This is a genomic window from Pseudoalteromonas sp. UBA6610 (genome assembly GCF_002433295.1).
GTDB lineage: Bacteria > Pseudomonadota > Gammaproteobacteria > Enterobacterales > Alteromonadaceae > Pseudoalteromonas > Pseudoalteromonas atlantica.
The window spans coordinates 91,609-116,778 of the sequence record NZ_DJHW01000066.1; the positions used below are offsets into that span (position 1 = coordinate 91,609).

Genomic DNA, 25,170 nt, shown 5'->3' on the forward strand with positions numbered 1-25,170 from the left:
TTAAATTCAGCGGTATAAAACTGATTTTAGTAGTATCACTGTTAAAATTCGCTCTGCTACAGTTTGAGATTTAATCCAGTCGGGTCGTAATCCATTTTCCTTCGTCTTGAACGGCAACTAATGCATATGGGTAGACAAAGGCTCGCTGCTGTGTGCGGGGGTTAAGTATCATTAGAATAGGTGCTAGAGGCTCATCTTCTGGGTAGTGATACATACCCTCATCGTCGATTGTTGCTCGGTCTCCCCATCTGTGCCCATAAACGTAGTTGTTGTCCACGTTCTGCTTAAACGTATTACCCTCGTCACCGTTGCATAGTATCTGTGGGATAAAGCCAGCGTACTCAACAAGGTCGGATGGCGTTTGCTTTGGGTCAAAGCCCTCGTAAAGCGTCGGGTTCGTCACGCCAATGAATGACAGGCCATCCGCAGTTACGCTCGTAAACTCTTGATGGTTGTTCATAGCTACTCACCTAAGTCGCATTTCGGGCAATCTAGCTCTGTAACGGCCAGCTCTGAACCGTCAGGCATTATCGATTTAGTTTGGCGGTAGCTAGGGCGTAGAAACTCGTTGCACTTTAAGCAGCGGCGGTTGTTCGTTTCCTCGCGGTCGCCAGCGCCCATTACAGGCTTTTCGTTGGCATACTCAATGAAAGGGTGGAACTCAGGCTCTACCTTGTTCGCTACGTGCTTCTGCGCTTTACGTAGGTTAGGGAATACCATGACTTCGTTGTTGTCATCTTTGAGCACTTTAGGCTCGTCGTCCGGTAGCACAAGTAGCACTACCGTAGGTTTAGTTGTCGCAAAGTTATTTGGTTTAGCCATCGTTATGCCGCCTTCTTAATTTCTTTTATGAACTTCGTCGCCACTTTGTTGCGTTTGCAGTAATCCAAAATGTGGTCTTTCGCTATTTGTGAATCTATCTCGGTAGGTGATGAGTTTTGAGCCATTGCCCAATTGATTTCACCTGTTTTCAACAGTACGCCTTGCCGTGTAATCCCACGCGCTTTATGATGGAACTCAAGAACAGGGGTATCAGGCACACCGTTGTATTCGTTGTCCTTGCTTACGTACATGTGTGGAATCACGCGGATGCTATTTCCCGTTTCAGGGTCTTGGTAGAACGGTGTAAAGCCCTCAGCTTTCATCGTACGCGCTAGGTCTGTGGCTTTCTTCATTGCCTCAACCTTCTGCTTTCTAGCCGCTTCAACGTCCGCTTTAAGCTCTGCAATTTTCGCCTTCTGAGTCTTGTTAACCTTCTCAAGACGCTTAGGGTCAAGGCGTTGCAATAGCTTAAGCTCAGCACGTAATTGTTGTATCTCAGCTCGGTCCTTCTCTTTGTGCTCGATAGCTTTGTCGATCACTTCACTCTGCTTGTTAAGCAGTCGATTCTTTTCGTTAATGACAGCCTGCATGTCGTCTACCTGTGCCTGTAGAGCTTCAATGTGGTCAACCGCTTCGTTAAATTCGTCCACAGTTTTGTTGTGTGCTTCTGCAACAGCTACGATGTCCTCAAGTATCTTAGTTGCGCTGTCTGCTATGGCTTGTACTGTCATTTTCTGTCTCTCTGTTATCTGTTTGTGAAAAAAGGGGACAGGAAAATATCAAAACCCGTCCCCTTTGCTTTTGAACGTTCGTTACTTAGAATATTCTTTGGCGTAACCGCCTTCATTCGCTAGCGGTAGCCCGATAGCCCATTCAGGGGCTTTTGACATGTTGCGCTCCATGATTGAAAACGCTTCGTCCTCGTTGCCTTCCTTCAAAGCGGCAAGTAGCTCATCGTGAACGCTACCCATCACCCAGCCCAGATACTTCTCATCTAGCTCTCGGTCTACGTTCACAAGCTGCTCGGCCAGAATGTCACGTGCTGTCGCCTGTGCTATGTTCTCGATAAGCAGGCCGTGCCATAAGTATTTAGGAACAGGCTTGCCCCAGCGGTCGTACTTGTCAGAGTCAAACACCACCTTCATCGAAACACCTGACTGCGTTTCTTCGCCCTTATAACGTGCGTTGCTATACTGTAGAACGCGACCAGACGGCAGAACCACTTGGTCTTTACGTGCAATGTATAAGTCGTTTGGCCCAAAGCGAAGCTCACCACCGTTCACAATCACCGGCATGACCGTGTTCGCCAAGAAGTGCCACATCGCCTTAATCGCGTAGTGCTTAACGTCATACGCATTCTTTACGTTGCGACAAAACTCATCGTCTTTGAACATCGGTTCCATGCCAAGCGGACCACTTGCAAGGTACTGCTGGAAACCAAACCAACCCATTGAGAAGCCAAGGCCAAGTGCCGCAGCCTTACCCATTTGACGCTCGTCAGGGTGCGTTTTCTTCGTCACCTTGTAGCTGAATATGTCCGTCGCAATGTCACTGTATAGGTCGAAGTTCGGGTCATTACGGAAGTTTTCTAGCAAGTCCTCTTGGCCGCAGAACCACAAGTTCACACGTAACTCAATGTTCGATAAGTCACACACACCAATCTGGTAGCCATCAGGCGCTAGCATCGACAAGCGGTGCTTACCACCACGAGTGTTATTCTGCTGGTTTAGCTTCTGCCCGCCCGACCAACGGCCTGTCTGTCCCGCCCCGTAGTAATTAAGGAAAAACGGCATACATGCGTCAGTGAACCCATGCTTGCGGAAGGTGGACGACACGCTAATCATTCGCTCTGCACGGCTCTTGGCGATAGTCGACTTCATACGCTCACGTGCTTTGTACAGCACCGCATACTCAGGGTTATCTATCTGTAGGCGAATGTACTCAGGGTCGCCTTTACCAAGGGCAGGGGTTAGCAGGCCTGTCGTCTTAGAAATCTTCTTAGGAACACGAAGTTCAAGACCCGCAAGCAATGTCGCGTACTGCTGATTTGAGCTGAAAGTTTTCGGTGTAATATCATCAAACCCTTGCTCGTAACAGTATTCAATAGCCTCAACAACCGCCTCACCATCTTTGATGTTTTCTTCCTCGATAACTTCCTCAAGCAAGTCGTGGCGAATATCAAACTGCGGTTCAATGTTCCCGCGTAAGGTGATGTGCATGGCGCGTAGCTCTGTGCTGTTCGCCAGACCGATACGCGGTATGTAAGCCAAGAACAAACGGCGCATTAGGTTAACGTCTTGGCGACAATACTTAGCCAGTGACGCGTGCTGTTCCTCACTAATGTACTCGTACTTGATACCGTCAACGTCCGCTAGGTCGTTACCTTTACGAAGGGCAGGGTCGTCAGGCCATTCGTCCTTCGCACACGCATTTAGACTGCTCGGTCTATGCGCCGCTAGGTACTTACGCATCAGCATTGTGTCGAAGTAAAAGTCGAACTCTAACCCATGGCGCCAGTTACAGATTGCACCGTCGAATACCGTGTTATGAGCCACTAGGCCGATACGTAGGCCATCCGCACGAGCGTCTTTCAACTTCTGCATCTGCATGTTGTAGAACTTACCGCCGTGGCCGTACTCAATGTGTTCGTCTAGGTCGATAACCAGCCCTAGGCCAGTTTCATGAAAGCGCGGGTCATAGATGTACTCAGGGTACGTCATCGACTTTAAGCTAAATGACTTAGAGCCATTGTTCGCACGTGACTTGTAGAACGTCTCCCAATCAAGGAATACAATTATGTCTAGCTCGAACGCCTTTTTAATTACGTCCAGCGCTAGTTTGTCGTCTTGAGTGAAGCAGCTCATGCCACTTCACCTTGTAGGATGCTGTCTAATGACTTACCTTCTTTTTGCTCTTCGCAGTATTCTTCAGGAATAATGTCAGCGAGCCCTGGCGTTTCTTCAACAGCCGTTCGTAACGTTTTGTGGGTCTCAAGGTATTTGATCATCTTAAGCTCAATCTCCTCCGCTTGCTGTTTAACAAGGGCACTCTTAGGGAATAAGCCCATGATGCGCTCTTCGAACATCGGCAAGTCGTTAAACAGTGTTTCGTTCACGTTGCCAATTTGGTAGCAGTAAGGGATAGGCTTCTCACCACCAAAGTCCAAGTTCATAATGTCGGCCTTGTCAGCGCTTGTAACAGTGATGTGAGGTGCAACGGGTAGTGTGCCGTCCATAATGGTTGATACGTCCTCACCGTCAGCACACAAGTTACCTATGCCGTACATATCGAATAGGGCGGCGTACACGTCACGGCCTAGTTCAGCCAGCTCTCGGTTAAGGCTCTCTATGCGTCCGCCAATCTGTGCGTTAACAACAGCAAGGGCTATCTTGCGACGGTTATAGGCATTAAGGCGTAAGCCCAGTTTTAGTTTTTTCATGGTCAAATACCTGTATTGGTTAGAGGGTGAGTAGCGCAAAGCACTACTCGCTAAATTATTAGTGTTACTGTTAATTAAAGTGATTCTAAAACAGCGATAGCCGATTGTATGGCCTTTAGCCTGTCATGTGCTTTTAGTCGCTCGGCGTGTGTAGAGCCTTCTGAGTCGCGCACATTCGCTAGTTCTTTGGTTATCATTTCAAGCCCCATCGTAAGCCCGTCAATTTGTGCCTTACGGTTGGCTTGGCGCTGCTGCTCTGTCTCGTCATCATCGCCAGTGATGCAGTTTGACAGGGTGTTTACAAAGCGCCGAGCAACGTGTGCTTGAGTGCGCTCGTTAAACATGATGTAAAGGTTTTGGTTGCCTATATGACGCTCGATGAAGTCGATAGCGTACTCCATTTGGTTGTCGTCGCTCACATCGCGTAAGATTTCGCTAATGTCGTCACCATCTTCCACCGCATCTTCAACAATGCTCGAAAGGTCGATTGCCAGCTCTAGGCGCTCTACGTCGTGTGGCTCTAATGTGTAATTTGAAAAACGTGACATTAAAATGCTCCCATGTGTTGCTTTAATACTTGGTAGTCGTCGTAACTCATTTTTTTTCCATAGCCCCATTTATCTTCCCATTCACTCTTACAGGGGGAGGCATCGTGCTCAAGAACGTAGGCTGCACGCCTTTTCGCTGCTTGTAGACTATCAGGCCAATTCATGCTGAATAGGAAGTCCCACTCTTCGCTCATGAGACTGTGCCCACACAGTTCTGTCGAGTATCCTGTAAAGTTAAAGTGATCTTCGCACCAGTACTCATCGGGGAAACCGTCTATGTGTGCTAAGCGTCCCGCTATGCAAAATGTCGTCCCACATTCGTTGGCTCTGTGTCTTAAATCTTCTAGGCTTGAGTGGTTAGAGATATTTGAGAAGCAAACCATATCCACATCAAAAGGCTCAAGTTCAAGTATCCGATTCGCTGTATGCTGATATTTGCTTAACTGTGTCATGCTGCTTGCGCCATACGATGTTTTGTAACGAACAGTGACTTAGGACGTGTGCCACTGGCTATGTCTTTGTGGATTTGCATGTAATCCCACATACGGCCGCCTTTCTCAAAGCTGTGTGAACGCATACCGGTGTAGTGCTCAATGTTCGCCGTGCGTAGATTGGCTTGGTCGATACGATTGTGTGCCTTGTTGGTGTTACGTGCTAAAGCTCGCACTTGGCCTTGTAATTCGGTGATTGCTTCTTCTAATTTGGTTAATTGGTCTTTGTTTCCAAACATGACTGGTACTCCGTGTTTTGTACTCTAATGCAGAGGGCGAACAGCGTCTGTATCGCGCTTTGCTTTTTCAATTTCTGTTGCTAGTTGCTTGAATAGGGCGTGTAATGGGTGGTTCGCGTCAACCTTCTCGACGGTCACGCCTTCATCATCTTCTGGCTCGTCGCCAATGTCCTTGTAGTCGTTCTCATAGTTGCGCAGCACAATCGCTTTGAAGCTTTCGTCATCTCCAATACGGTCTCTTAGCTGGCTGATAATGTTGATTGCTTCGTCAAATGCGCCCGAAATAGCCTCTTTTACATGCTCTGGCTTGAAGTCTTTGTAGGCGGGTGCGCTCTCTGAGACAAAGCTCGTGACGGTCGCTGCTAACACTTTCGCTCGGCGGTCCATTGTGTGCGCATCGTCCATCAGTATTGAGGTGATTGGTACATAAAGCGGCATCTTCTCAAGCGCTTTAGGGTCGCTCTCGTGCTTCTCCATCGCGTTCTTGATTTTCGCTATAGCTACAAGGTTCTCTATCATGTGTTTCATTGGTTTGTCCTTTTATTTTGCTCGTGTTTAAAGGGTGGTTATTAGTATTTAGTAGCAAATGCTAACGCGCTGGTTAACAGTAACACTACTATCGCGGCGCACGACAAAACGGTGCGCGTAAGTCGTTGCTCGACGCGACGGTGGTACCTTGATTTCATAGTGTCTCCGCTTAAAAAAGTGGCCGCATAATATAAACACTGCTAACGTATGTCAACAGTGTTGCTGTTAAAAATAAAGTGGTCTAAGCTGCCTGTAACTCGTTGGTAAACAAGGGAACAGCTTTGTCCGGCGGTAAGAAGTTGGGCAGCGGCTCTAAGCCCGATTTCGTAAACTCTACTAATACCGTACGCCCGACAAGCTCACCTAAATCAGACAGGTCTCGAATGCCTAAAGCCCCAAGAAGCATGTCCAATTTTCTCTCCCACAAGGCTCTCGACTTAGGGGTGGTTGCTGCGCTAAGGTGAAAGTTACGGTAGTAGTACACGCCAACCCGACGGCCATCGAAGGACTCTACGACTTGCATGTTAATCGCTGGGTCGCCTGCGCCATTCAATGACGCGCCTTTGATTTGGAACTTGTATTGACCAACATCAAAGTAGGGCTGCTGGTACTGTCTTGTTCGACGAAAGGCCGTTGCACTCATGCTGCCTCCTCAAGCGCTACAGGCTCTGCGACAGAAGGTGCGCGTAATGTACGTGCGAAGGTCAACAGGGCTTTCACTTCCTTGCGATAGCTCTCGTCAGGGTGCTCGTCAACCAGCTCCTCCCATACGCTGTGTACTGCAATTTCTTCGTTCACTCGCAGTGCGGTCGGTGTCAACAGGGCAGTGATTGGGTCGCCATTTGGCAGCGCACGGTCTAGCACATAGTAGTTGGCAGGCAGTCTCGCTGCACGTAGGTCAACAGACTTCACATCGCTTGGGTCAAACGTTGATGACTCAAGGTTCGCGCTGTACATACAGGCGGCGTAAACGTTAACACCTGTCAGGTCTGAGTGACGGAAGGTGGCCGACTGCACTGAGGCAAAGGATAAGTCAGCCCCCTTAAAGTTACAGTTGATGAATGATGAGTCCTTCAAGTTGGCGAACGACAAGTCCATGCCCTCAAAGTTACAGTCGATGAACACCGCTTTCGAATAGTCGTTGTCCGCTGTCTTTAGTGTCGTGAAGTCTACGCCGTGCTCTACGCGTTGCATGTTAGTTTGTGCTTGTTCCATATCAGTCTCCTAAAGTTATGGTTTTATGGTGTTTGCCCGTCAGTGGGCGTTAAAGAATAGAATTTAGTAGTTACTGGTCATTTGTTGAGCGCTGGTATGACCTGTGTTCATGTTTTGTACAAAGTGTCCAGCTTTAGAAAAGTGGTGTCCAAGTTTGAAAATAAAGGTGGACACTTATTTTTAATTTTGAGTGAGTGCTCATTAACCCCCGCACCCCGTTAGGACGCATGTGTGAGAATATAGCATCGTCGCCCGACAGGGGGCTGTCCACCTTGTCCATGTTGTCCAACATTTGGATACCTAGCATTGAGAAAAAGTTTTTTGTTATTACTCTTTAATAAGTATTAATTAATAATAAATATATAATAAGAGGTATGGACAAAGTTGGACAACATGGACACTTTGGCCTGAAGCCTTTGCTGGTGCTGCTTTCGGGCGTCCAACCCCCTTGGACAGTGCTGAAAAAAGGTGGACAGGTGGCCTAAAAAGGTGGACACTTTTGCCAATCCCCAACCTCTGTCCTCCATCCCCCAACAACCGCCAAAGAATGCCCATCCGTAGGCCATTCATTTGTCGTTAAAGGCTCACAATTATAAGTTTTGTGTCTTAAGTCACTGATAAATAAGCGCTATATGTCACTCGCTTTCCAGCTTTCGCCATCGCCTACCAATATACAGCACCCGACCGCGCCATCAGCTGTCTGCACTCCCTCGCAAAACGCACAGCCTGCTCCGCGTGATGCCTAGCCCTCGCCGGTAATCCCTCGTTCATCGCCCGTTGCCATGCCGCCCGTTGTTGCTCCGCCGCTAGCCTCGCCGTACCCGCTCGCTGTCTCATGTCCTGTGTACTCATGCCCATCAGTCTGTTTCCTATGCCGCGCGTTGTAAGTTAATCTGCATGTGACGCTCAATCTCTTTCAATTGATACGTGATGTTCAATACCTGCTGCTTTAATCGCGCCGCAAGTCGTAGGTCTCCCAACTCACGCGCTAGGTCGGTCGCTAACTCATAGTCGCCAATCGCATGCCAGCTCAGCGCTATCCCGTCCAGTATTGAATAGCCACTCGCTAGCAGTCGTCTGTGTAAAGCGTTTATCGGTTGCATCGTGTTCTCCCGTCTGTAATGGTTGCTCTGTGTTATGTGCCAACCGCTCACCAGCAGTCGGTCTCTGTTAAGTGATGTGTGTCGGTCGGTGGTCGGTGAGTGTTGAGTGTTGAGCAGTGACCGTCGAGTAGTGCGCGCCCCCCGTTGAATGGCCTCTGTCGTTCGGATACCTCTTAATTTCTGTCGTCTAAGACCCCCGTAAAAATAAATTCAGCATCAGAACCCGACTCCGGCTTATGTGCAGGATTAAGGGTGATTGCTTGGACTTTCGTGTCAGTCGTGGAATCTACCTTGACGCAGGACGCAGGACATGCGGAGCGAGGAACGAGCGTAGGAGCGTAGCGGGCTGTACTAGCGTACTAAGCGTTGAGGTTAAGTGGAACGTCTGTAAGCGAAATCTAAGCTCCCTTAATCCCAACATCAGCCCATTCTCCAAGCAGAATGCAATTCAATCCTGTCCACATTGCGCTATCGAACTCTCCAAACCTTCTTATCCGTGGAATCTGATTGATGACCAACATCTGCTATTCGTCCTCTGCCATCCGACACTCGCCCTTTTTCCTTTGACGATCCTCACGTCCTCACTTCTCACGTCCTCACTGCTCACGTCCTCACACAAAAGGTCTAATCTCTTCACCTTCCTCACTTCTCACTATGTAGGGGATAACAGAACAACATACTTTGGGGCCATGTGGCGCGGGTGGTGAGTGTTAGCAGGGCAGGTCACTCGGTAGGGGGTTAGAGGGAAAGGCTAGGCTTTAGAGGCTAAAGACCAGGGCTCACTGTCACACTAGCTATTAGTGTAAGTAGTCAGTGTGGCTTGTGCTCATCGCTAGACCTTTAGCACGGCGTGCTGCGTATGCACGGCTACGCGCTTCGTCAATAGCCGTCACTTTACCTTTACCAGCACACTTGGCGCATGGAATGTCTTTGTTGTGCTTGTGGATACGGTACAGACCTGTTCCGTTACATGCTTTACAGTGAGTACCAGCTACAGACTCAACTATCGCCTCCACAGCATTTATCTCAGGGCTTTTCTCGGGTGTAGGTATACGTTTGCCTATCCATTGGTAATACTCCTCGCTGTAGGCGCGTATACGGATTTTTTCTATTTCCTCCTCCTCTGTTTCCACAGGTGCATCTAGGGCGTTAAGTGTTGCTTCATAGGCAGCAGCGCTACCGAATAAGTCGTCAGTGTCGAATAATGAATCAAGTGATAATGTGTTGGTTGACATAGATATTTACCTCTTTTATATTTCAGAAATGAGCAGGGTGTTCCCGCACCCTGCTCGTAGTTTCTTAGCTAAGTTATCTTAGAAAAGAAATTTGTTTGTGATAGCCTCTAGCTCTAACGGGCTAGTAGGCTTTTTATTGCGCATTGCTGTTGATTTCGTTAGCTTCTCAAGCTTCGCAGCTCTTGCAGCCAACTCGTCTTGGCGGTATTGGATTGCGCGTACTTTGCTTATTTCTTTAGCAGCCTCGGCCAGCTTCTTCTCGCTACCTTGTGTGAAATGAACACCCCAGAACTCAACACCGTCGTCAGTTGTGAATGACTCGATTGTTGTTGGGTTGCCCAGCAGTCGGTATGCGTCAGCTTGGAACTCAGCTTGCTTGCGTGGACTAACGCGTGTTCCTGTGTAGCCAGCCTTCTTAACCATCTGCGCCACTAGGAACTCGATAGGGTCGAAGGTCATGTATGATGAGTAGACGCGAACTGGCGTGTCTAGCTCTACAAGGTCTAGCAACTTGCGGAACTCTGCTGCGTAGTGCTCTAGGTAGGCGTGTACGATACGTGTCTCACGTAGTAGCTTATCAACCTCTGTAACTTCGTCGTCGCGAACTGCGTTAGACATTGCAGCGATTGTTAGCTCCTCGCTTGTGTTATCCATTTTGTGTATTTGGTCGAGTACGTATTGCTTTCTACCCTCAAGGCGTTCGATTTTGTTTGAGAAGTCGATGGCCTTGCGCATGCACTTGGTAGCGAATGGTATGCTCTTTTCTGGTATATCACCGATGTGTTCAACCACAAGCCCGTAGTTTTTATCCGCAATGGCTCTACCACGTAGTTGCTTCATGATTGCCCAAGCACCGTATTGAGCGCCTTGTGTCCACTCGTCAGGTGTTCTGTGTAGGCGGTCATCAATCCACTCCTCTTTGCTCACGTCCTCGTACACAACCTTGCGTTCGCTATCCATCGCTTGTGTTACGTTGACCTTTTGCTTGTGTAGGTCGTGTTGCTGCATATCATGTACTAGCTCATTCTCTGCCAGCCATTCTGCGGCCTCATCGTCCTCCTCGTAGAAGCCAAGGTCTGCAAGGTCGTTAAGCTCTCCATCTTCTAAGAAGCCATCATCAAGGTCGTTGTTAACCTCGAACGTAGCCTCGATAGCGCGTTGGAATGGATGAAGCTCGAACACGTAGTCACCAAGCGTACTAAGCACTTGAGCATGTCCTTGATACTGTTTGAACAGCTCCTCAGCCCAATCAGCCACGCTGGTCACTGCGCTGCTCATCTTGCGTATTCTCTCGCTGTCTGCGTCCTTGATTGCCAGTGCCATTGACGTTGCGATAGTGTTGTCCGCTTGGCGCACCATCTTGTTTAGCTCTGACTTGATAGCCCATGCGATACCACGTACCACATAGTTCGTACGGTGGCCGTATACCGTTGATAGCTCATCTATTGCTAGCACTGCTTGTTTCGTTAGCTCTGAGGTTGACATGCTTAGTGCTGCTTGGCCGTTAGCTGTGAAACCTTTAGTGTCTGCGTTAGAGATAAGTACGTTTTTCATAATGTTTACCTTTTATGTTGTTGGGACTCCTAAGTAGGTTCAACGTCCCGATTTATGAATGACTCGAATCAAACTCGATCCGAACCGACCGCGCCTTCTGAGAGAAAGCACATACATATGAACAACCAACCACAGACACAGAAAACGCGGCAAGCGATTCAGGACAAAAAACGAACAGGGTGGGGGTATCACAGGGCGATTTGCTATATATTTTTTTCTAAATTTTTTGCGGTGAATCCTAACAGTGTTACTATTATAAAAAATAACAGTGAGGCTAATAATAATGAAAACAAACGCCCTTGTTGAATCGTTGCGTAACACCGCTGTAGAGCTTATGAACACTGCTAGCGAGCTTGAGACAAAGTACGTGGTTACGCCACGAAGCAACCCCCAAGAATTTAAACTCATTATCCCGCTAGGTATGTTTGCTGGAACGGCGGTGGACACGCTAAATCTTAAGAAACCGCCTAACGTTGTGTACGTCGGCGAGTGCCGCATGGGTGGCGTTGACTACGGCTCAGTACGTATCCTCGTACGTGAACCATTCGATATTGATATTGCTCAGTGGGAACTTGTTGGTGACAACACGTTAGTTTGGAGTGAGTAAATGTCGGGGGAATATTCACTATCAACGCTTAGCGGGAGTTATGCGTCGCTTGGCATTGCCCGCCTAACAGCACAAGAAGAAACCTACGTTCAACGCCGCACTCAGGGGGTTAATCCTTCTGCGGCGGCTCGTGCGGCTGGCTATAAGTACCCAGCAAGGGCGGTGGCTGAGCTATCTGAACGTGAGGACATAAACCTAGCAATCTCTTACATGCGCGAAATGCAAAGGCAAGTTGCAGTCCAAGCGGGGGCTATTGAGTTCACCAAGGACGACGCAACAGCCCTTTATCTTGAGGCGCATGCCAAGTCAGCGACAGCGATGGAAGAAATACGTGCGGTGGATTCGCTCGTTAAGCTGCATGGCCTAGCAACACCTGAAAAAGTCGAAGTTAACATCACTAACCGTAGCCAGATGGAAACTATGGACGATGAGCAACTACTCAAAATGGCTGGACAAGATATTCAATTGTCGCCTGATGAGTATAAGGTGGCGCACGATGAGGACTGAGCATTGCCATGAATGTTTGCGCACTGTTCCTCACTTTGAAATGTATGACCAAAAACACTGCCTAAGTTGCGCAAAGCAGCTGGGAACGTTTGTGAGGCCATCTAACAAAGAGTCAGTGCAACGAATCGAACATGAGTTCAAACGCGTCAGAGAGGAAGAAATAGAGGCGTTTAACGTAGAGCTTGAGGCTAGGAAAGAGCTTGCTGAACGTGAGCTGGTTCGTCGTCGTCTTTTACCCTTCATTAAGCGGCATAATGACGCTTACATGCCAGGCTGGGTTCATGCCGATATTTGTATGCGGCTTGAGAAATTCGCGCAGGACATTGAGAACGGCCTATCGCCACGGCTGATGATTACGATGCCACCGCGACACGGTAAGTCGGAAATAGGCTCTAAAACATTCCCTAGCTGGTACTTAGGCCGTAACCCTACGCATGAGGTTATCACCTGTTCGTACTCGGGCGACTTAGCAGAGGACTTTAGCCGTAAGTGTCGTGACCTACTGGACACCGACAAGTTCAAGGCAGCATTCAAAACACGTCTATCGCCAGACACCAAGAGCGTTAAAAAGTGGATGACTACAGAAGGTGGTGGCTTCACTGCGGCTGGTGTTGGTGGTCCGATAACGGGTCGTGGTGCGCACTTAGGTATCATTGACGATCCCGTAAAAAACCGTGAAGAAGCTGAGTCGGAAGTTACCCGCCAAAAGGTAAAAGATTGGTACTCATCGGCATTCTACACGCGTCTTGCACCAGGGGGCGGTGTGCTGATAATTCAGACTCGCTGGCACGATGATGACCTTGCGGGTTGGCTATTAAACGTATTTGAGGAAGCGAAAAAGGAGGCTGAGGAGAAGGGCGAACCTATCCCAGAGGACGTAGACCAATGGGATTTGGTTGAGTACCCAGCTATCGCGACACAGGACGAAAAGTACCGTAAGAAGGGCGAGGCGCTACACGAGGAACGCTATCCGTTACCCGCGCTACGTCGTATAAAACGTGCCATGATACCGCGAGATTGGGAGGCGCTTTACCAGCAAAGGCCAGTGTCTGAGGACGGTGACTTCTTCACGCGTGATATGTTCCGCTACTACAAGATTGGCGAGCTACCACCGTTGGAGGACATGCGTCTGTATGCAGCGGCTGATTTGGCTATCTCTACAAAGCAAACGGCGGACTACAGTGTGTTTGTGGTAGTCGGTATCGACCGTAAGCAGAATATTTGGATTGTTGACCTGATACGTGGCCGATGGAACTCGTTGGGTATCATTGACCGTATGTTTGAGATTCAGACGAAGTATAACCCTGAGCTGTTTGGTATCGAGACAGGCCAGATTGAGCTAACGCTAGAGCCGTTCATTCAAAAGGCCGAGCAGGAACGTGGTATCTCACTTCGCTACGAGAAGCTTAGAACACGCGGCGCAGACAAAGGTACACGTGCTAGGCCGATACAGGGTCGTATGGAACAGGGCAAGGTTATTTTCCCTACCATAGAGTCGACACCGTGGATGAGTTCGCTACAGAACGAGCTACTTAAGTTCCCGTTAGGCGCTAATGATGACCAAGTGGATGCGTTGGCTTGGATTGGTCAAATGCTCATGCTATTTGGTATTCGTAACGAGAAGAAGCCCAAACCTAAAAAGTCGTTTAAGGACAAATTGCGTAAGTTTGGCGGTGGCACTAGAGGCCGTCATAAAAGTGGTATGGCTGCTTAGCGTTTATTGAGAATTAACAGTGCTACTGTTATTATTGGCTAACAGTAAATAATAATAACAACAACAGGTCGTGAAACTTGGACGCTGAAACTATAAAACAGATAATCGCGTTAGGCTCGCTTTTTGTGGCCGTGATTGGCTTGTGGCATAAGCTAGTCATACTACCCATCAAAGAGGAGCTGAAACTCAACGCGACAAGTATCCGCACACTCGAAATTGACAGTGCGAAGCTGGATACAACGCTCACAGCGCTTACTAACGCAATTGACCGACTAACCGATAGGTTGGACCGTGAATGAGTAGAAATAAGAAAAGAGACCCGAGGGTTGTTGCTCGTGATAATCAGACCCGATTTGAGGAAGCGAACAACACCAAGCATAAGGACTTTATCAAACGCGCTGTGCGTAACAACAACTTTTACGCAGGTGATCAGTGGAACAAAGAGGATAAAGCCCGCCTAGACCGTGAAGGCCGACCAGCCTTGACGCTAAATATGATCTTATCAACGGTGAACGCCATAATAGGTGAGCAGCTTGAGCGTAAGGTTGAAGTTGTCTACCGACCGCGTGACTACGGCGATGAGGGCACTGCGTTCGCGCTTAATGCCATCACCCGCAGTATTCTTGCGGTAACGCACTTCGACGATACCGAAGAAGATGTGTTTGCTGATGGCCTAATCACAGGCCGTGGGTACTATGACGTTCGCATGAGTTTCGAGAAGAACCTGCAAGGTGAGGTTGTTATCACGTCTGAGGACCCTATTGACGTTATCCCTGATAGTGAGGCTAAAAGCGCAGACCCGTCTTCATGGAACGAGGTGTTTATCTCACGTTGGCTAACGCTTGACGAGATTGGTGCTTCATATGGCTGGGAGAAGGTCGAGGGCTTAGAGCGCCTAGTTGATACTAGCAGCTATAACACGGACGATAACTTCGAATACTTTGAAGGCACGTTTGGTGGCACAAGCCGCACGACAACGATGGACGAGAAGGACAGCCGTCAGCTAAGGCGTGTTCGTGTTATTGAGCGCCAGCACTTTGAGGTAGATGAGCAGTACCACTTTGTCGATATGACTACGGGTAACATGAGACCTGTACCGTTTGGCACTGATAAAGAAGAAATGGAGGCGTTCGCAGAGCAGTATGGCCTTGAGCTAATTAAGCGTAAAGGTCGCCGAGTGCGAATGACTGTTACAGCGGATGACATTCTGCTGCATGATGATTGGTCTATCTACCGCTCATTTACTATCGTGCCTTTCTTCCCGTACTTCCGCCGAGGTAATCCGTTTGGCCCTGTAGATAATCTAATCGACCCACAGAACCTACTGAACAAGACCAGCTCGCAAGAGTTGCACATTGTTAACACGACGGCTAACAGTGGCTGGGTGGTGCAGGAGGACTCACTGGTCGATATGGACGCTGAGGACTTAGAGGAACGCGGTGCTGAAACTGGCCTAGTGCTACAGTACAAACGTGGGTATGAGAAGCCGGAAAAGATTCAGCCGAACCAGATACCAACGGGCATCGACCGTATCTCACAGAAGGCCGCTGCAACTATCCGTGAGATATCATCGGTTAATGCGTCAATGCTTGGTACGGCACGTGCTGACCAGTCAGGCCGTGCGCAGGAGGCCGCTGTAAGTCGTGGTCAGATTCAGGTGTCGGTAATCGTGAGTAACCTTAAACGTGCCCGCCGTATGGTTGGCCGTAAGGTGCTTGAGCTGGTTCAAGACTTCTACAGTGAGACTCGCTACTTTAAAGTGACGGGTAGCAGTATCCTTCAGGGCGAGGAGCGCACGGAGGAGGTCGGCATTAATGTGCCAGATGAGGACGGGAACATAATCAATGATGTGACCATTGGCGATTATGACGTTGAGGTAAGCTTTAGACCTTCGGGCGGTACAATGGCCGACCAAGAGTTTGAGGAAGCGTTGCGCTTGCGTGAAATGGGCGTTGCTATCCCAGACCATGTTATTGTCCAGCACTCGAACCTTACTAAACGTGGTGAAATTGCCGAGTTCCTTAAAGAAAGCCAGGGCTTCGGTGAGCCGAGCGAAGAACAAGCAGCGCTTGAACAGATGCAGATACAGCACCAAATCAACATGCTGCGTAAAGAGCTTGAAAAAGTTGATGCAGATATTGATGTGGCACTGGCGACGGCTAAAGAGAAAATGGCTAAGGCTGACTCGCTAAGTGGCTTCAACCAAGCGCAAATGGAGCTACGACGACTCGAACAAGAACGTGTGGCCAAAGAGCAGGAGCTATCACTTCGCATTGCTCTGGCGGCTAGAGGCCATCAGAATCAGAATGCTATAAACGATAAGCGTATTTCTAGCCAAATCGCTATGAAATCTATGGATATGGCGTATAATGCGTCGAATAAAGATAACAGTAACACTAATAAAAATAATAACAGAGGTGACTAATAATGGCTGCAAACCGTAACCTTGATGGACTTAACGCAACATCGGCAATTCTTGATGATTACACGCCACCTACGCCAGAGGAGCGTGGCGACTTCGTTGAGGACGATGAAGCCCCTGCGGACGACGTTGTTGATGAGCTTGAGGACGATGACGAAGAATCAAGCGAGCTTGAAGAAGAATCGGATGAAGATGAAGAAGAATCGGACGGAGATGAAGATGAGTCTGAGTCAGAGGGCGAGGGTGATGTGGATGGTGCTGAAGGCGAGGAGGAAGAGCCTGCTGAAAAGCCTTCTAAGGGCGCTAAAGGCCGACGTGTACCACTCGAACGACTAAACAAGGAGATTGAGAAACGTCGCAATCTTGAGTCTGTAGTACAAAGCCTCCGTACAGAGATCGACGCGTTGAAGGGCGCTGGTAGCCAAGAATCGCAAGGCGAACAGCAAGCTGATCCTGTTGGTTTCACCCGCGAGGAGTTTGAGGGTATGCAGGAGGCTATGCTTGACGGCGAGACTGATAAGGCTTTCGAGTTATTCGGCAAAATGATGGCTAGCCAAACTCAAGCGATACAGGCCAAAGCTGAGCAAGAAGTATCAGAACGCGTACGAAATGAGCTTAACCAAGACCGTGCAATGTCTGAGTTGCAACAAACGGCGCAGGCGTTAGCTGAAAAGTACCCAGAGCTTGATAGCGCTGGTGACGAGGCGGACGAAGGTCTGATTGAAGAAGTGGTGGAAATGCGTGACCTGTACGTTGATCGTGGTCTATCGCCAGCCGAAGCGCTTAAGAAGTCAGTTCGCTTAGTTGCCCTTGAAAATGATTTAGTTGACCGTACAGCTAAACCTAAAGCAGATATGGCTAAGCCTACGAAGAAAACTAACACTAAGGCCAAGCTAGCTGCGGCCAAGAAAGAGCGTGGCAAGCTGTCGGGCACAGGTGGTGGCAATAGTCGCCCTGATATTGATATTTCACGCATGTCAGACGACGAGTTTGCGGGTCTTAGTGCAGAGGCCAAAGCGCGTGCAAGGGGTGACTACGTGGTTTAACAGGCCTGTTTTTATTTACAATTATCTTTAAAGAGGCCGACACAAATGTCGGCTTTTATGTGACTTGTCACTAGGAGGCAGCGGGTCACGAGTAAGAATAATTTATTTTAATAAATTTTTTTAAAGCGTTTATGAATAGTGGATCGGCCTGTATAGTGGCCATTATGAAGAGATTTAGAGACCTAGTTCACATTTTTTAAAAGTTAAAAATCCTTTTCTGAAAAATGTGATATTATAAATATGTGTCTGAATTTCGGAAACGAAGAAAGGCTCGCAATTACTGGGTAACTGCAAGCTTCGAACGGATAAAACCTCGGCAAAAGGTTTCATCTTTAGTGACGTATGCGTCAATACACAATCGCATATTAGTACACGTGAAGTGCGAATACAACAAAAAAAGATAGATTTTTGTTGAGTTGTAGTCGCTGGCAGGCCTTTATTTTAAACGTTTATTTTAAGGATTTAGTATGAAAAGGTTTGTTGGTACTTTTATGCCCGCATTAGTGCAGAGTATTGATTTTGTTAATATCGGCATTTTCGGCTTATTAACGGTAAGTGTGCTGTGTATGACTTGTGTACTTATTATTTCTATGATTATTTCCCACGAAAAAGGAAAATAGCTTAGTCTGAGTCATTATAATTGGCTTTAGTTTATATTATAGAGCCGGCTTAAACGCCGGCTCTATATAATGAATTACTTATTGCTCTTCTTTGAACCAAGAGGAGGGTACACCAGATTTTGATATCCCCATTACTTTAAGTTTATTAGAACTAGTGATGAAAACTCTTGCAGCAACATTATTCGACCACTTTGTCGCGTAAGGTTCATAGTGTGAATATGAGCCGAACAGTGGAGTACTAACTTTAATAACTTCACATTTTGAGTGGTATATTGATTTTTTCTTATCGGCGGGCAACCTATCCTTAATTACGCTTCTAGCCGTTTTACATACAGACGCAGCGTCCCATTTGGAAGATATAGAAACCCCAGTAAACTTACCTTTTTCATTTTCCTGAATCGAGCTATATTTCTCAACAATGCTAATCAAAAAAATAATTGCGAACAATATCCCTAAAGCAATAAAAACCTTATCTACAACTTTTGCCATGTAATAGTACCTCCTTAACATTAATCTATATATTATATAGGCTTAACATAAAAATTAATACTTTTTAATTACCGTGCTTGGTTATTAGTGTTGCTGTTGAAATTTCAATAAGTAAAATTTATAATTACTGTTATCCAAGGTGATGCCTTGTCAATCAATCCTGCCCCACAGCTCAGTTATGCCGTGCATTCATTTCGATAGACCCACGTTACGGGACGGCTCAAAACATTTGGATTTAATAAGTCCACTGTTAGTCGTTTCGCGACAAAGCCAACGGCTCAGGGACTAACGAAGGGTATGCTTTAAATGGCAAAGACTAATTTCTCAGCGTTAGACGACGACGCTAAAAAAGTATGGTCACGTGATACGTGGCATCAGGCACGTGAAAAAATGTTCGTGTCGAAGTTCATGGGTTCAGGCCAGAACGCAATGATTCAACGCATTACCGAGCTAACTAAGTCAGAGCGCGGTACAGAAGCGATTGTGACATTAGTACCAGATATGCACGGTGACGGTATCGTTGGTGACAACGAATTAACCGGAAACGAGGCAACGCTAACAGCTCACCAAGATAAGGTTGAGGTTGACCAACTTCGTAACGCGGTTAAAAACACCGGTAAATTAAACGACCAAAAAACGGTTGTTAACTTCCGTGAACAAGCTCGTGACCAGCTAGCTTACTGGCTATCAGACCGTATGGACCAAATGACGTTCCTACAATTAGCGGGCTTAGACTTCGCACAAACTAACGATGGCCGAGTACGTCCTGGTCAGGGTGCGAATGACGACAACCTTTCAGACTTAGCGTTCAACACGGCAGGTGGTTTAGCACCAACTTCTGAGCGCCACCTAATGTGTCTTAAAGGCGGCAAGGTAGTTGATGCAGATACTACTGCAATCACTGCTGACGACAAGCTGGGCTATGACCACATCGTACGTTTACAAGCGATTGCTAAGACTCGCTATATTCGTGGTATCCGTGGTAACGGCGGCTCAGAGGTGTACCACTTATTCTTACACCCAATGGCATTAGCGACGTTGAAGCTAGACCCAGACTTCAAAGAGAACGCACGTCATGCAGGTGTTCGCGGTGATAGCAATACGCTATTTGCGGGCGGTGAGTCTTACATTGTTGACGGCCTACACATCCACGAGTTCCGCCATGTACCAACTACTTTAGGTGCAGATAGTGGCTCTAAATGGGGTGCTGACGGTACTGTTGACGGCTGTATGGGTCTGTTATGTGGCGCTCAGGCGCTAGGTTTCATTGACCTAGATACTGCGTCTTGGGATGAACGTGATCACTTCGACTACGGTAACAACTACGGTATTGCTTACGGCAAAATCTTCGGTATGAAGAAAATGCAGTTTAAGGACGCTAAGAAATCAGCGGACCGCAATGTTAAGCAAGACTACGGTGTTTTACGTATCGACTTCGCTATCTAAGTTGGGTTAAGGGAGTGAGTCGACCGCTCCCTTACATATGCAAGAGAATTACAAATGAAAGTTAAAAATTTTACACGCCAAACAATCCGAGTAACAGCCCCGATTGGCGGCCACGTGCTACTTGTTAAATCGGCTCAAACTCGTGATGTTCCAGCGCACCTTGAAGATGCAGCTATCCGTGCCGGCTTAGTTCCGTTGGAAGATATTGAGCTGCAAGCAGAGCGCGAGGCAGCGATCCTAGCGGAAGAAAAAGCCAAAGCTGAGGCAAAGGCCAAAGAAGAAGCGAAAGCGGCTGAGGAGCAAGCAGCGGCGCTAGAAGAAGCGGCTCGCAAGGCAAAAGCAAGTGAAGCTGCAAAGAAAGCGGCTGCGACACGCGCGGCAAACAAAGCGGCTGGTAAGTAATAGAGGCATATTGTCATGTTAACCGTAGGAACAATACTAACAAATCGCGTCCGTGTCCTTCTACGAGACATTGACGAAGGCGGCGTACAGTGGCGTGACCCAGAGTTGATCCAATGGTTCAACGAGGCATGTGCTGAGGTCGCGAGAGTTCGCCCAGAAGCGTGTAGCACTACAGGCTCGTTTCAGCTCCAAGCTGGCTCAAAACAGAGTGTGGCAACGCTAGGTGCGTCACGTGTGCTTGAGGTTATCTGCAACATGAAGAACGGCGAAGAAGGCCGTGCGGTTCGCCACGTCGAGCGCTCTACGTTGGATAATGAGGACCCTAATTGGATGGCGGGCAGCAAGACTGACACCGTATTTCGATACAGTGTTAGCCTGACAGACCCACGCTCATTCTACGTGTACCCACCTGCTGACGGCACAGGTAGCTTGTTGATGGTTACTGGCACAACGCCAAATGAGGTGGAATCGCTAACCGACCCATTCCCGCTACCGTCAATGTATGCGGCGTGTGTGGCTAACTACATTCTTCACCGTGCGTTCGCTAAGTTCACTGAGTCGGAGTCTATGCAGGCTCGGGCACAAAACTACTACAACGTGTTTGTGTCTCAGATTGGTGACACTCAAGCAAGCATGGAGAATGACAACGCCAAGACCCGTGACCCAATAGGGGCGTAACATGGCGTACGTTCAAGAATGGGTTGATAGCATCAGAATGGACGTACCCGAGCCGCTGGATTCTACAGTGGCTCGTCAAGTTAGGTACGCCATTCAAGAGTTCTTCCGAGCTTCGGAGGCATGGCTGCATACAGAGCGTATAGCGCTTGTTGATGACAACGCGCCTCTTGAGGGCATGCCTGATGAAACGTACGTCGCTGCTACGAAGTACGCTTATTTCGAACCAGCTGACCGAGAAGGGCGCTATAAGCTCGTAAGTGAGCTACCCCATAGGTTAATGCCCGCAAGGCGCATAGGTTGCTTTGCGCACAGTGGCAACAGAATCCTGTTAGACGCATTCGAGGAAGGTACGCTTGAGGTGTCGGTTGTCGTGCAGCCCAACCGTAATATCGACAGCGTACCTGACTCACTAGGCGACAAATGGTTTGATGTAATCCGTCGTGGTGCGATTGCCCGTCTGCTTTCTATGCCTGAAAAAGAGTGGTCGAACCCGCGTGCTGCTGCGACGTATGAAGCGCATTTCCGCGAAGGTATAGCTAAGGCCAAACGTGAGGCGAGAGACGACCGAAGCAGGCCAAAGCGTTCGGTGAGATTTAATAAGAGTTTCGCATGGTAACTGACCCTTTTGCAGTTGACGATATTGAATTGGTGTTCCCTACGATAGAGCCGTATATCGAACGGCTCTATCGTTGTTTCGGCGGATACCCAGTGGAGGAGGTTAAGCGCCTCCTTAAGATCCGAGCTGCAACACTCCACCTAGTAGGTGAGGACTCGTTTTTTATAGCCCAATGGGAAGAGGGCAAAGCGCATGTGTTGTGCGCCGCAGCAATGAGCGGCCATGTTAGTGATTGGTCGGAGATAATGACAAGTGTATCGGCTTACCTAAAAGAGCTGGGATGCAAGAAGTTCACGTTCACAAGCCCGCGTAAGGGCTGGTCGAAGGTGGCGGAGCAGGTCGGTTTTAGTGTTGAGTCTGTAACGTATGTGAAGGAGCTTTAATGTCTAGCCCTGATAAGCCTAAAACATCAGAAGGTGAAAAATTACAGGTCGAGCTAGCGTCAAGAATGTTTGACGAGGGTTCAAAAGTTAAAGAGGCTACACGAGATTCGTTCATGGCCTCAAATAGACGTGACAACCGCTCGCAGCTTATGGCTCGTGTGGGTGCAGAGTCTGCTAAAGTCAGCAAGGAACGTCTACAGCAGAGCCGTCGACAGGGTTCATACAAGACTGTAGATGGCGGTGTTGATGTTAAGTCTGCGGGTATCGCAGCGACGGGCAAAGGTGGGCGTTCTTATGATGTAGAGGGCGATATTGTCCGCCGTGATACGTCAAGCACAGAGCGTGTTGCCCGTAGCATGGGGGCGGAAGGCCATCAGCGTTCAATGAGTGACTTCGTTGAGGACAACAAGAAAAAACAAGCAGTCTTTGATTTGATTGGCGCAGGCGCGCAGGTTTACATGTACGGCACGGATTCCGAAAAGAGTGGTAAAAGCGATAAAGGCAAAACGTCGGGAAATGACGCTAACGCAAGTGTCGCGGATATTTTAGGAGCGTTAGAATAATGGCTACAACTACTAGCGACGCCAGCTCGAACAATACCCAATATTCTGGTTTACCTTGGAGCATGAGCAGCATATCGCAGTCGTCTACAGCTTCGGTGGTCAATAACATGATCAACAAGGCGAAAACGGCGTCTGCTTCGGAGCTTGATTATGAGGCTGAGCTTGAGCGTATGTATCAGAACCAAATCACGGATTATGAGCAAAACACGCTACCTATCATTAACGACTTACTAGCCGAGAGTGAGAGTACATCGATTGTTGATAGGTCAAGGTCACTCAGCGAGAACTTAAATGCTAAAACAACTGAGGTAGCGAATAGACAATTGGGCTACAGCATGGGGGGTCAGCTTGCTTCGCAGCGTAATGCGATCAATCGAGGTCAAAACCGTACTGTTGCGGCTTCACGTTCGGCCACCATGACGCAGGCGTATGAGGACCAGCGCGTTAAGCAGCAGGCGGCTCGTACGCAACTTATGTCTATCAGTGAGCAGTTACAGTCATCTGGTACGGCTTCAATGTCGCAAGCATACCAAGCTAAAGAGCAGCGCGATGCGGCCTACAAAGCGGCTAAAGGTGGCTTCATGTCACAAGTTGGTGCCGTGGCCGGTGGTGTAATTGGCGGGGTATTTGGTGGCCCAGCGGGTGCGGCTGCGGGTGCGTCAATTGGTAGCGCAGCAGGCGGGATGATAGGAGGTTAAAATGGCAGGTTATGGAATGCGTGATGGCTCGGCTATTATTAATGCGATAGGCCAGTACGCTCAATATGCGGAAAGACGCGAAGAACGTGAGTACCAGCGTGAGCGACAAGAACGCTTAGACGCAGAGAACATGCGACGCCAGCGACTAGCTGATGAGCGCAGTAGTGCCTTGTTTGAGCGCCAGATGAGCGAGTACGACCACAAAGAGGCTGAGCGTCAAAGAATAGCTGATGAGCGCCAGCGATTAAGGGACGCACGACAAGGCTATGTTGATGATGTTACTGCTTCAATTGACGAGCAGGAACGGGCGGAGCTAAACAGGTTTAATCGTGCGTTAACGCGCGATGGCGGCGACATAGAAGTAGCCAGCAATGGTGATGGTACGGTGTCGTTTGGTGTGCTTAAGTCTAACGGCGAACGAGCGCCATTAACCGTAAACCCAAACGACAACACGAGTACGCCTTTGCGAGCCAAGGAGGAAGATCTAAGTCGCCTACAGGCTCACGCTGCTAAAAGCATTGAGGTCGCGGAACAAAACGGCATAGCCCCTGAGCACCATGCAGCTTATGTACGTGCGAGTTTTACTGCGGACGAGAACGGTGTTGTGCGCGAGGCTTCACGCGATGAGTTCAAGGAAAACCTCAAGCAGCAAGGTTTGCTAAATGTTGCGCGGGATAAGCAGGTTTCACCGGATGAGGATGTTCCTACTGAAGAAAACCTCAATCGTTCAGCTGCGAGGCAAGAGGCCGCGAATGAGGCTAAGCGAGAGGGCACTCGTCGTTTAGCTGGTGTTAGTGGCCGTGTTGCTGCGCTGGAAAAAGCTTTCGGTAAAAAGGCGCACGGTGACTCTGCAAGGGTGTCGTTTAAGGGTGATGTTGCAAAAGTTACGCCCAGCAATAAGGTTAGCACTCCCGAGGGAGCTGAGGACTTAGCCAAGACTAAGGAAGCGATTGACCAATCGGGTGAAGCACCACCAAAGGTGAACCGTGCCCTTGAGCCAATTGCACAAGTTGAGGACGTTGAGCAGAAGATGCAGGCCATTAAGGACAAGTATGCGGCTAAGCGCAAGCGCGCAGCTGTTGTCGGCGAGCTGTATCTAACGGGTAATATCAACGAAAAGCAAATGCGCAACTACATGGATACGGGCGATATGCGTTTCAGTACGCATGATATTGAGAAGCACAGAGCCGATATTTATGAGGTGCAGGCGAACGCTAACGCTAAGGTAATTAAGGCGCGTAAAGAGCTGCTTAACGCTCAAGTGGCGGCGGCAAAAGCTACAACCACCAATGTAGAGTCACAGCAAAAAGCGCTAAAAGACACACGTAAGTACCTCGGTGATGTTGGCGCGTCGGTCGCTGGTTATATTGGTAGCATTCGAGGCTACAAACCTGCGCAAATCAAAGGGCTTGAGTCACAAATTAATATCCTTGCTGACCGCTTTATGGCTAATGGCCGCTACAGTGTTGAGGCTATGAGTACGCCAGAATTTGCCGCAATGTGGTCGCATGGTATTGAGTCTTATCTTCGTGCTGAGCCAAATGCTGAGTTAACGGTGATGAGTGTTACACCTTACATAACAGCGGTTGAGGCTAAGTATAAGCCCGAAACGGCTAATACAATCAAAGCTGTTAGCGCGTACTCAGGACTTGGCGTTAGTGAAGTCAGAGACGTTTATAACGACAGGTACAACGAGGATCGTGCAGAGTTCGAGCGAAAGGGTGGTCAGTGGAATGAAGCAGCCCAACGCGATTTCGACGAGCTATTCAAGGAAACGTACCTTTATAAAAATTAGTAACACTACT

Annotated in this window: 27 protein-coding genes; 13 read left to right on the forward strand and 14 right to left on the reverse strand. The window is 48.5% G+C overall.

Annotated elements, in window-relative coordinates; translation table 11 throughout:
- Positions 1-70: 70 nt before the first annotated feature.
- The 13 genes from B4F91_RS09245 to B4F91_RS09305 all read right to left on the reverse strand — a co-directional run bounded on the left by B4F91_RS09245 (position 71) and on the right by B4F91_RS09305 (position 11,174).
- Positions 71-460 (reverse strand): hypothetical protein, encoded by a 390-nt coding sequence (locus B4F91_RS09245; RefSeq protein WP_288635624.1) that lies wholly within the window; start codon positions 458-460, stop codon positions 71-73.
- A gap of 2 nt (positions 461-462) precedes the next feature.
- Entirely contained in the window at positions 463-822 is a 360-nt protein-coding gene (locus B4F91_RS09250; protein ID WP_282337485.1) for a hypothetical protein, read from the reverse strand.
- A gap of 2 nt (positions 823-824) precedes the next feature.
- Positions 825-1,553, reverse strand: a complete 729-nt coding sequence (locus B4F91_RS09255) for a hypothetical protein (RefSeq protein ID WP_288635625.1) — start codon at positions 1,551-1,553, stop codon at positions 825-827.
- Between the two features lie 81 nt (positions 1,554-1,634).
- Positions 1,635-3,686, reverse strand: a complete 2,052-nt coding sequence (locus tag B4F91_RS09260; protein WP_288635627.1) for a DNA polymerase — start codon at positions 3,684-3,686, stop codon at positions 1,635-1,637.
- On the reverse strand, positions 3,683-4,261 hold the full coding sequence (locus B4F91_RS09265) for a hypothetical protein (protein ID WP_055253354.1): 579 nt from the start codon (positions 4,259-4,261) through the stop codon (positions 3,683-3,685). Before B4F91_RS09265 ends, B4F91_RS09260 begins: the two co-directional genes overlap by 4 nt.
- 74 nt (positions 4,262-4,335) lie before the next feature.
- Positions 4,336-4,809 (reverse strand): hypothetical protein, encoded by a 474-nt coding sequence (locus B4F91_RS09270; RefSeq protein ID WP_288635630.1) that lies wholly within the window; start codon positions 4,807-4,809, stop codon positions 4,336-4,338.
- Entirely contained in the window at positions 4,809-5,192 is a 384-nt protein-coding gene (locus B4F91_RS09275) for a hypothetical protein (protein ID WP_288635632.1), read from the reverse strand. Before B4F91_RS09275 ends, B4F91_RS09270 begins: the two co-directional genes overlap by 1 nt.
- A gap of 65 nt (positions 5,193-5,257) precedes the next feature.
- Positions 5,258-5,539, reverse strand: a complete 282-nt coding sequence (locus B4F91_RS09280) for a hypothetical protein (RefSeq protein ID WP_055253361.1) — start codon at positions 5,537-5,539, stop codon at positions 5,258-5,260.
- A gap of 24 nt (positions 5,540-5,563) precedes the next feature.
- Positions 5,564-6,067: a hypothetical protein gene (locus B4F91_RS09285; RefSeq protein ID WP_288635635.1), complete on the reverse strand. Its 504-nt coding sequence runs from the start codon at positions 6,065-6,067 to the stop codon at positions 5,564-5,566.
- 241 nt (positions 6,068-6,308) lie between these two features.
- Positions 6,309-6,710 (reverse strand): hypothetical protein, encoded by a 402-nt coding sequence (locus B4F91_RS09290; RefSeq protein WP_288635636.1) that lies wholly within the window; start codon positions 6,708-6,710, stop codon positions 6,309-6,311.
- The gene (locus B4F91_RS09295; protein WP_345774510.1) at positions 6,707-7,282 is read right to left on the reverse strand and encodes a pentapeptide repeat-containing protein; all 576 of its coding nucleotides are present in this window, start codon (positions 7,280-7,282) and stop codon (positions 6,707-6,709) included. The genes B4F91_RS09290 and B4F91_RS09295 overlap by 4 nt, the downstream gene beginning before the upstream one ends.
- Positions 7,283-9,182: 1,900 nt before the next feature.
- Positions 9,183-9,620 (reverse strand): hypothetical protein, encoded by a 438-nt coding sequence (locus B4F91_RS09300; protein WP_055253376.1) that lies wholly within the window; start codon positions 9,618-9,620, stop codon positions 9,183-9,185.
- 78 nt (positions 9,621-9,698) lie between these two features.
- Positions 9,699-11,174 carry a hypothetical protein gene (locus B4F91_RS09305; RefSeq protein WP_288635638.1) on the reverse strand — a complete coding sequence of 492 codons (1,476 nt, stop codon included), beginning with the start codon at positions 11,172-11,174 and terminating at the stop codon, positions 9,699-9,701.
- A gap of 268 nt (positions 11,175-11,442) precedes the next feature.
- Between B4F91_RS09305 and B4F91_RS09310 the strand changes: the two genes are divergently transcribed.
- From B4F91_RS09310 to B4F91_RS09330, 5 genes are all read left to right on the forward strand, one after another.
- A complete protein-coding gene (locus B4F91_RS09310) occupies positions 11,443-11,781 on the forward strand; it encodes a hypothetical protein (protein ID WP_288635640.1) in 339 nt (112 codons plus the stop codon).
- A complete protein-coding gene (locus tag B4F91_RS09315; protein ID WP_288635642.1) occupies positions 11,782-12,288 on the forward strand; it encodes a hypothetical protein in 507 nt (168 codons plus the stop codon).
- Positions 12,289-12,403: 115 nt separating this feature from the next.
- Positions 12,404-14,002 (forward strand): phage terminase large subunit, encoded by a 1,599-nt coding sequence (terL, locus tag B4F91_RS09320; protein ID WP_157686030.1) that lies wholly within the window; start codon positions 12,404-12,406, stop codon positions 14,000-14,002.
- A gap of 295 nt (positions 14,003-14,297) precedes the next feature.
- Positions 14,298-16,427: a hypothetical protein gene (locus tag B4F91_RS09325; protein ID WP_288635648.1), complete on the forward strand. Its 2,130-nt coding sequence runs from the start codon at positions 14,298-14,300 to the stop codon at positions 16,425-16,427.
- Positions 16,428-16,429: 2 nt separating this feature from the next.
- On the forward strand, positions 16,430-17,470 hold the full coding sequence (locus B4F91_RS09330; protein WP_288635649.1) for a hypothetical protein: 1,041 nt from the start codon (positions 16,430-16,432) through the stop codon (positions 17,468-17,470).
- Positions 17,471-18,168: 698 nt separating this feature from the next.
- Here the strand turns inward: B4F91_RS09330 and B4F91_RS09335 are convergent.
- Entirely contained in the window at positions 18,169-18,579 is a 411-nt protein-coding gene (locus B4F91_RS09335; protein WP_288635650.1) for a hypothetical protein, read from the reverse strand.
- A gap of 306 nt (positions 18,580-18,885) precedes the next feature.
- On the opposite strand from B4F91_RS09335, the gene B4F91_RS09340 reads away from it, so the two are divergent.
- From B4F91_RS09340 to B4F91_RS09375, 8 genes are read left to right on the forward strand one after another with little or no spacing between them, the layout of a single operon-like run.
- Positions 18,886-20,025 (forward strand): N4-gp56 family major capsid protein, encoded by a 1,140-nt coding sequence (locus B4F91_RS09340; protein WP_288635651.1) that lies wholly within the window; start codon positions 18,886-18,888, stop codon positions 20,023-20,025.
- 54 nt (positions 20,026-20,079) lie between these two features.
- Positions 20,080-20,427, forward strand: coding sequence for a hypothetical protein (locus tag B4F91_RS09345; RefSeq protein WP_288635652.1), 348 nt, complete (start codon positions 20,080-20,082; stop codon positions 20,425-20,427).
- A gap of 15 nt (positions 20,428-20,442) precedes the next feature.
- Positions 20,443-21,105 carry a DUF6682 family protein gene (locus B4F91_RS09350; RefSeq protein WP_055253395.1) on the forward strand — a complete coding sequence of 221 codons (663 nt, stop codon included), beginning with the start codon at positions 20,443-20,445 and terminating at the stop codon, positions 21,103-21,105.
- Between the two features lies 1 nt (position 21,106).
- Positions 21,107-21,721: a hypothetical protein gene (locus tag B4F91_RS09355; protein WP_055253397.1), complete on the forward strand. Its 615-nt coding sequence runs from the start codon at positions 21,107-21,109 to the stop codon at positions 21,719-21,721.
- Complete coding sequence (locus B4F91_RS09360) at positions 21,715-22,104, forward strand: hypothetical protein (RefSeq protein ID WP_282337509.1); 390 nt, start codon at positions 21,715-21,717, stop codon at positions 22,102-22,104. Before B4F91_RS09355 ends, B4F91_RS09360 begins: the two co-directional genes overlap by 7 nt.
- A complete protein-coding gene (locus B4F91_RS09365; RefSeq protein WP_288635654.1) occupies positions 22,104-22,667 on the forward strand; it encodes a hypothetical protein in 564 nt (187 codons plus the stop codon). Before B4F91_RS09360 ends, B4F91_RS09365 begins: the two co-directional genes overlap by 1 nt.
- A complete protein-coding gene (locus tag B4F91_RS09370; protein WP_288635655.1) occupies positions 22,667-23,365 on the forward strand; it encodes a hypothetical protein in 699 nt (232 codons plus the stop codon). The genes B4F91_RS09365 and B4F91_RS09370 overlap by 1 nt, the downstream gene beginning before the upstream one ends.
- Position 23,366: 1 nt before the next feature.
- Entirely contained in the window at positions 23,367-25,160 is a 1,794-nt protein-coding gene (locus B4F91_RS09375; RefSeq protein ID WP_288635656.1) for a hypothetical protein, read from the forward strand.
- Positions 25,161-25,170: the final 10 nt, after the last annotated feature.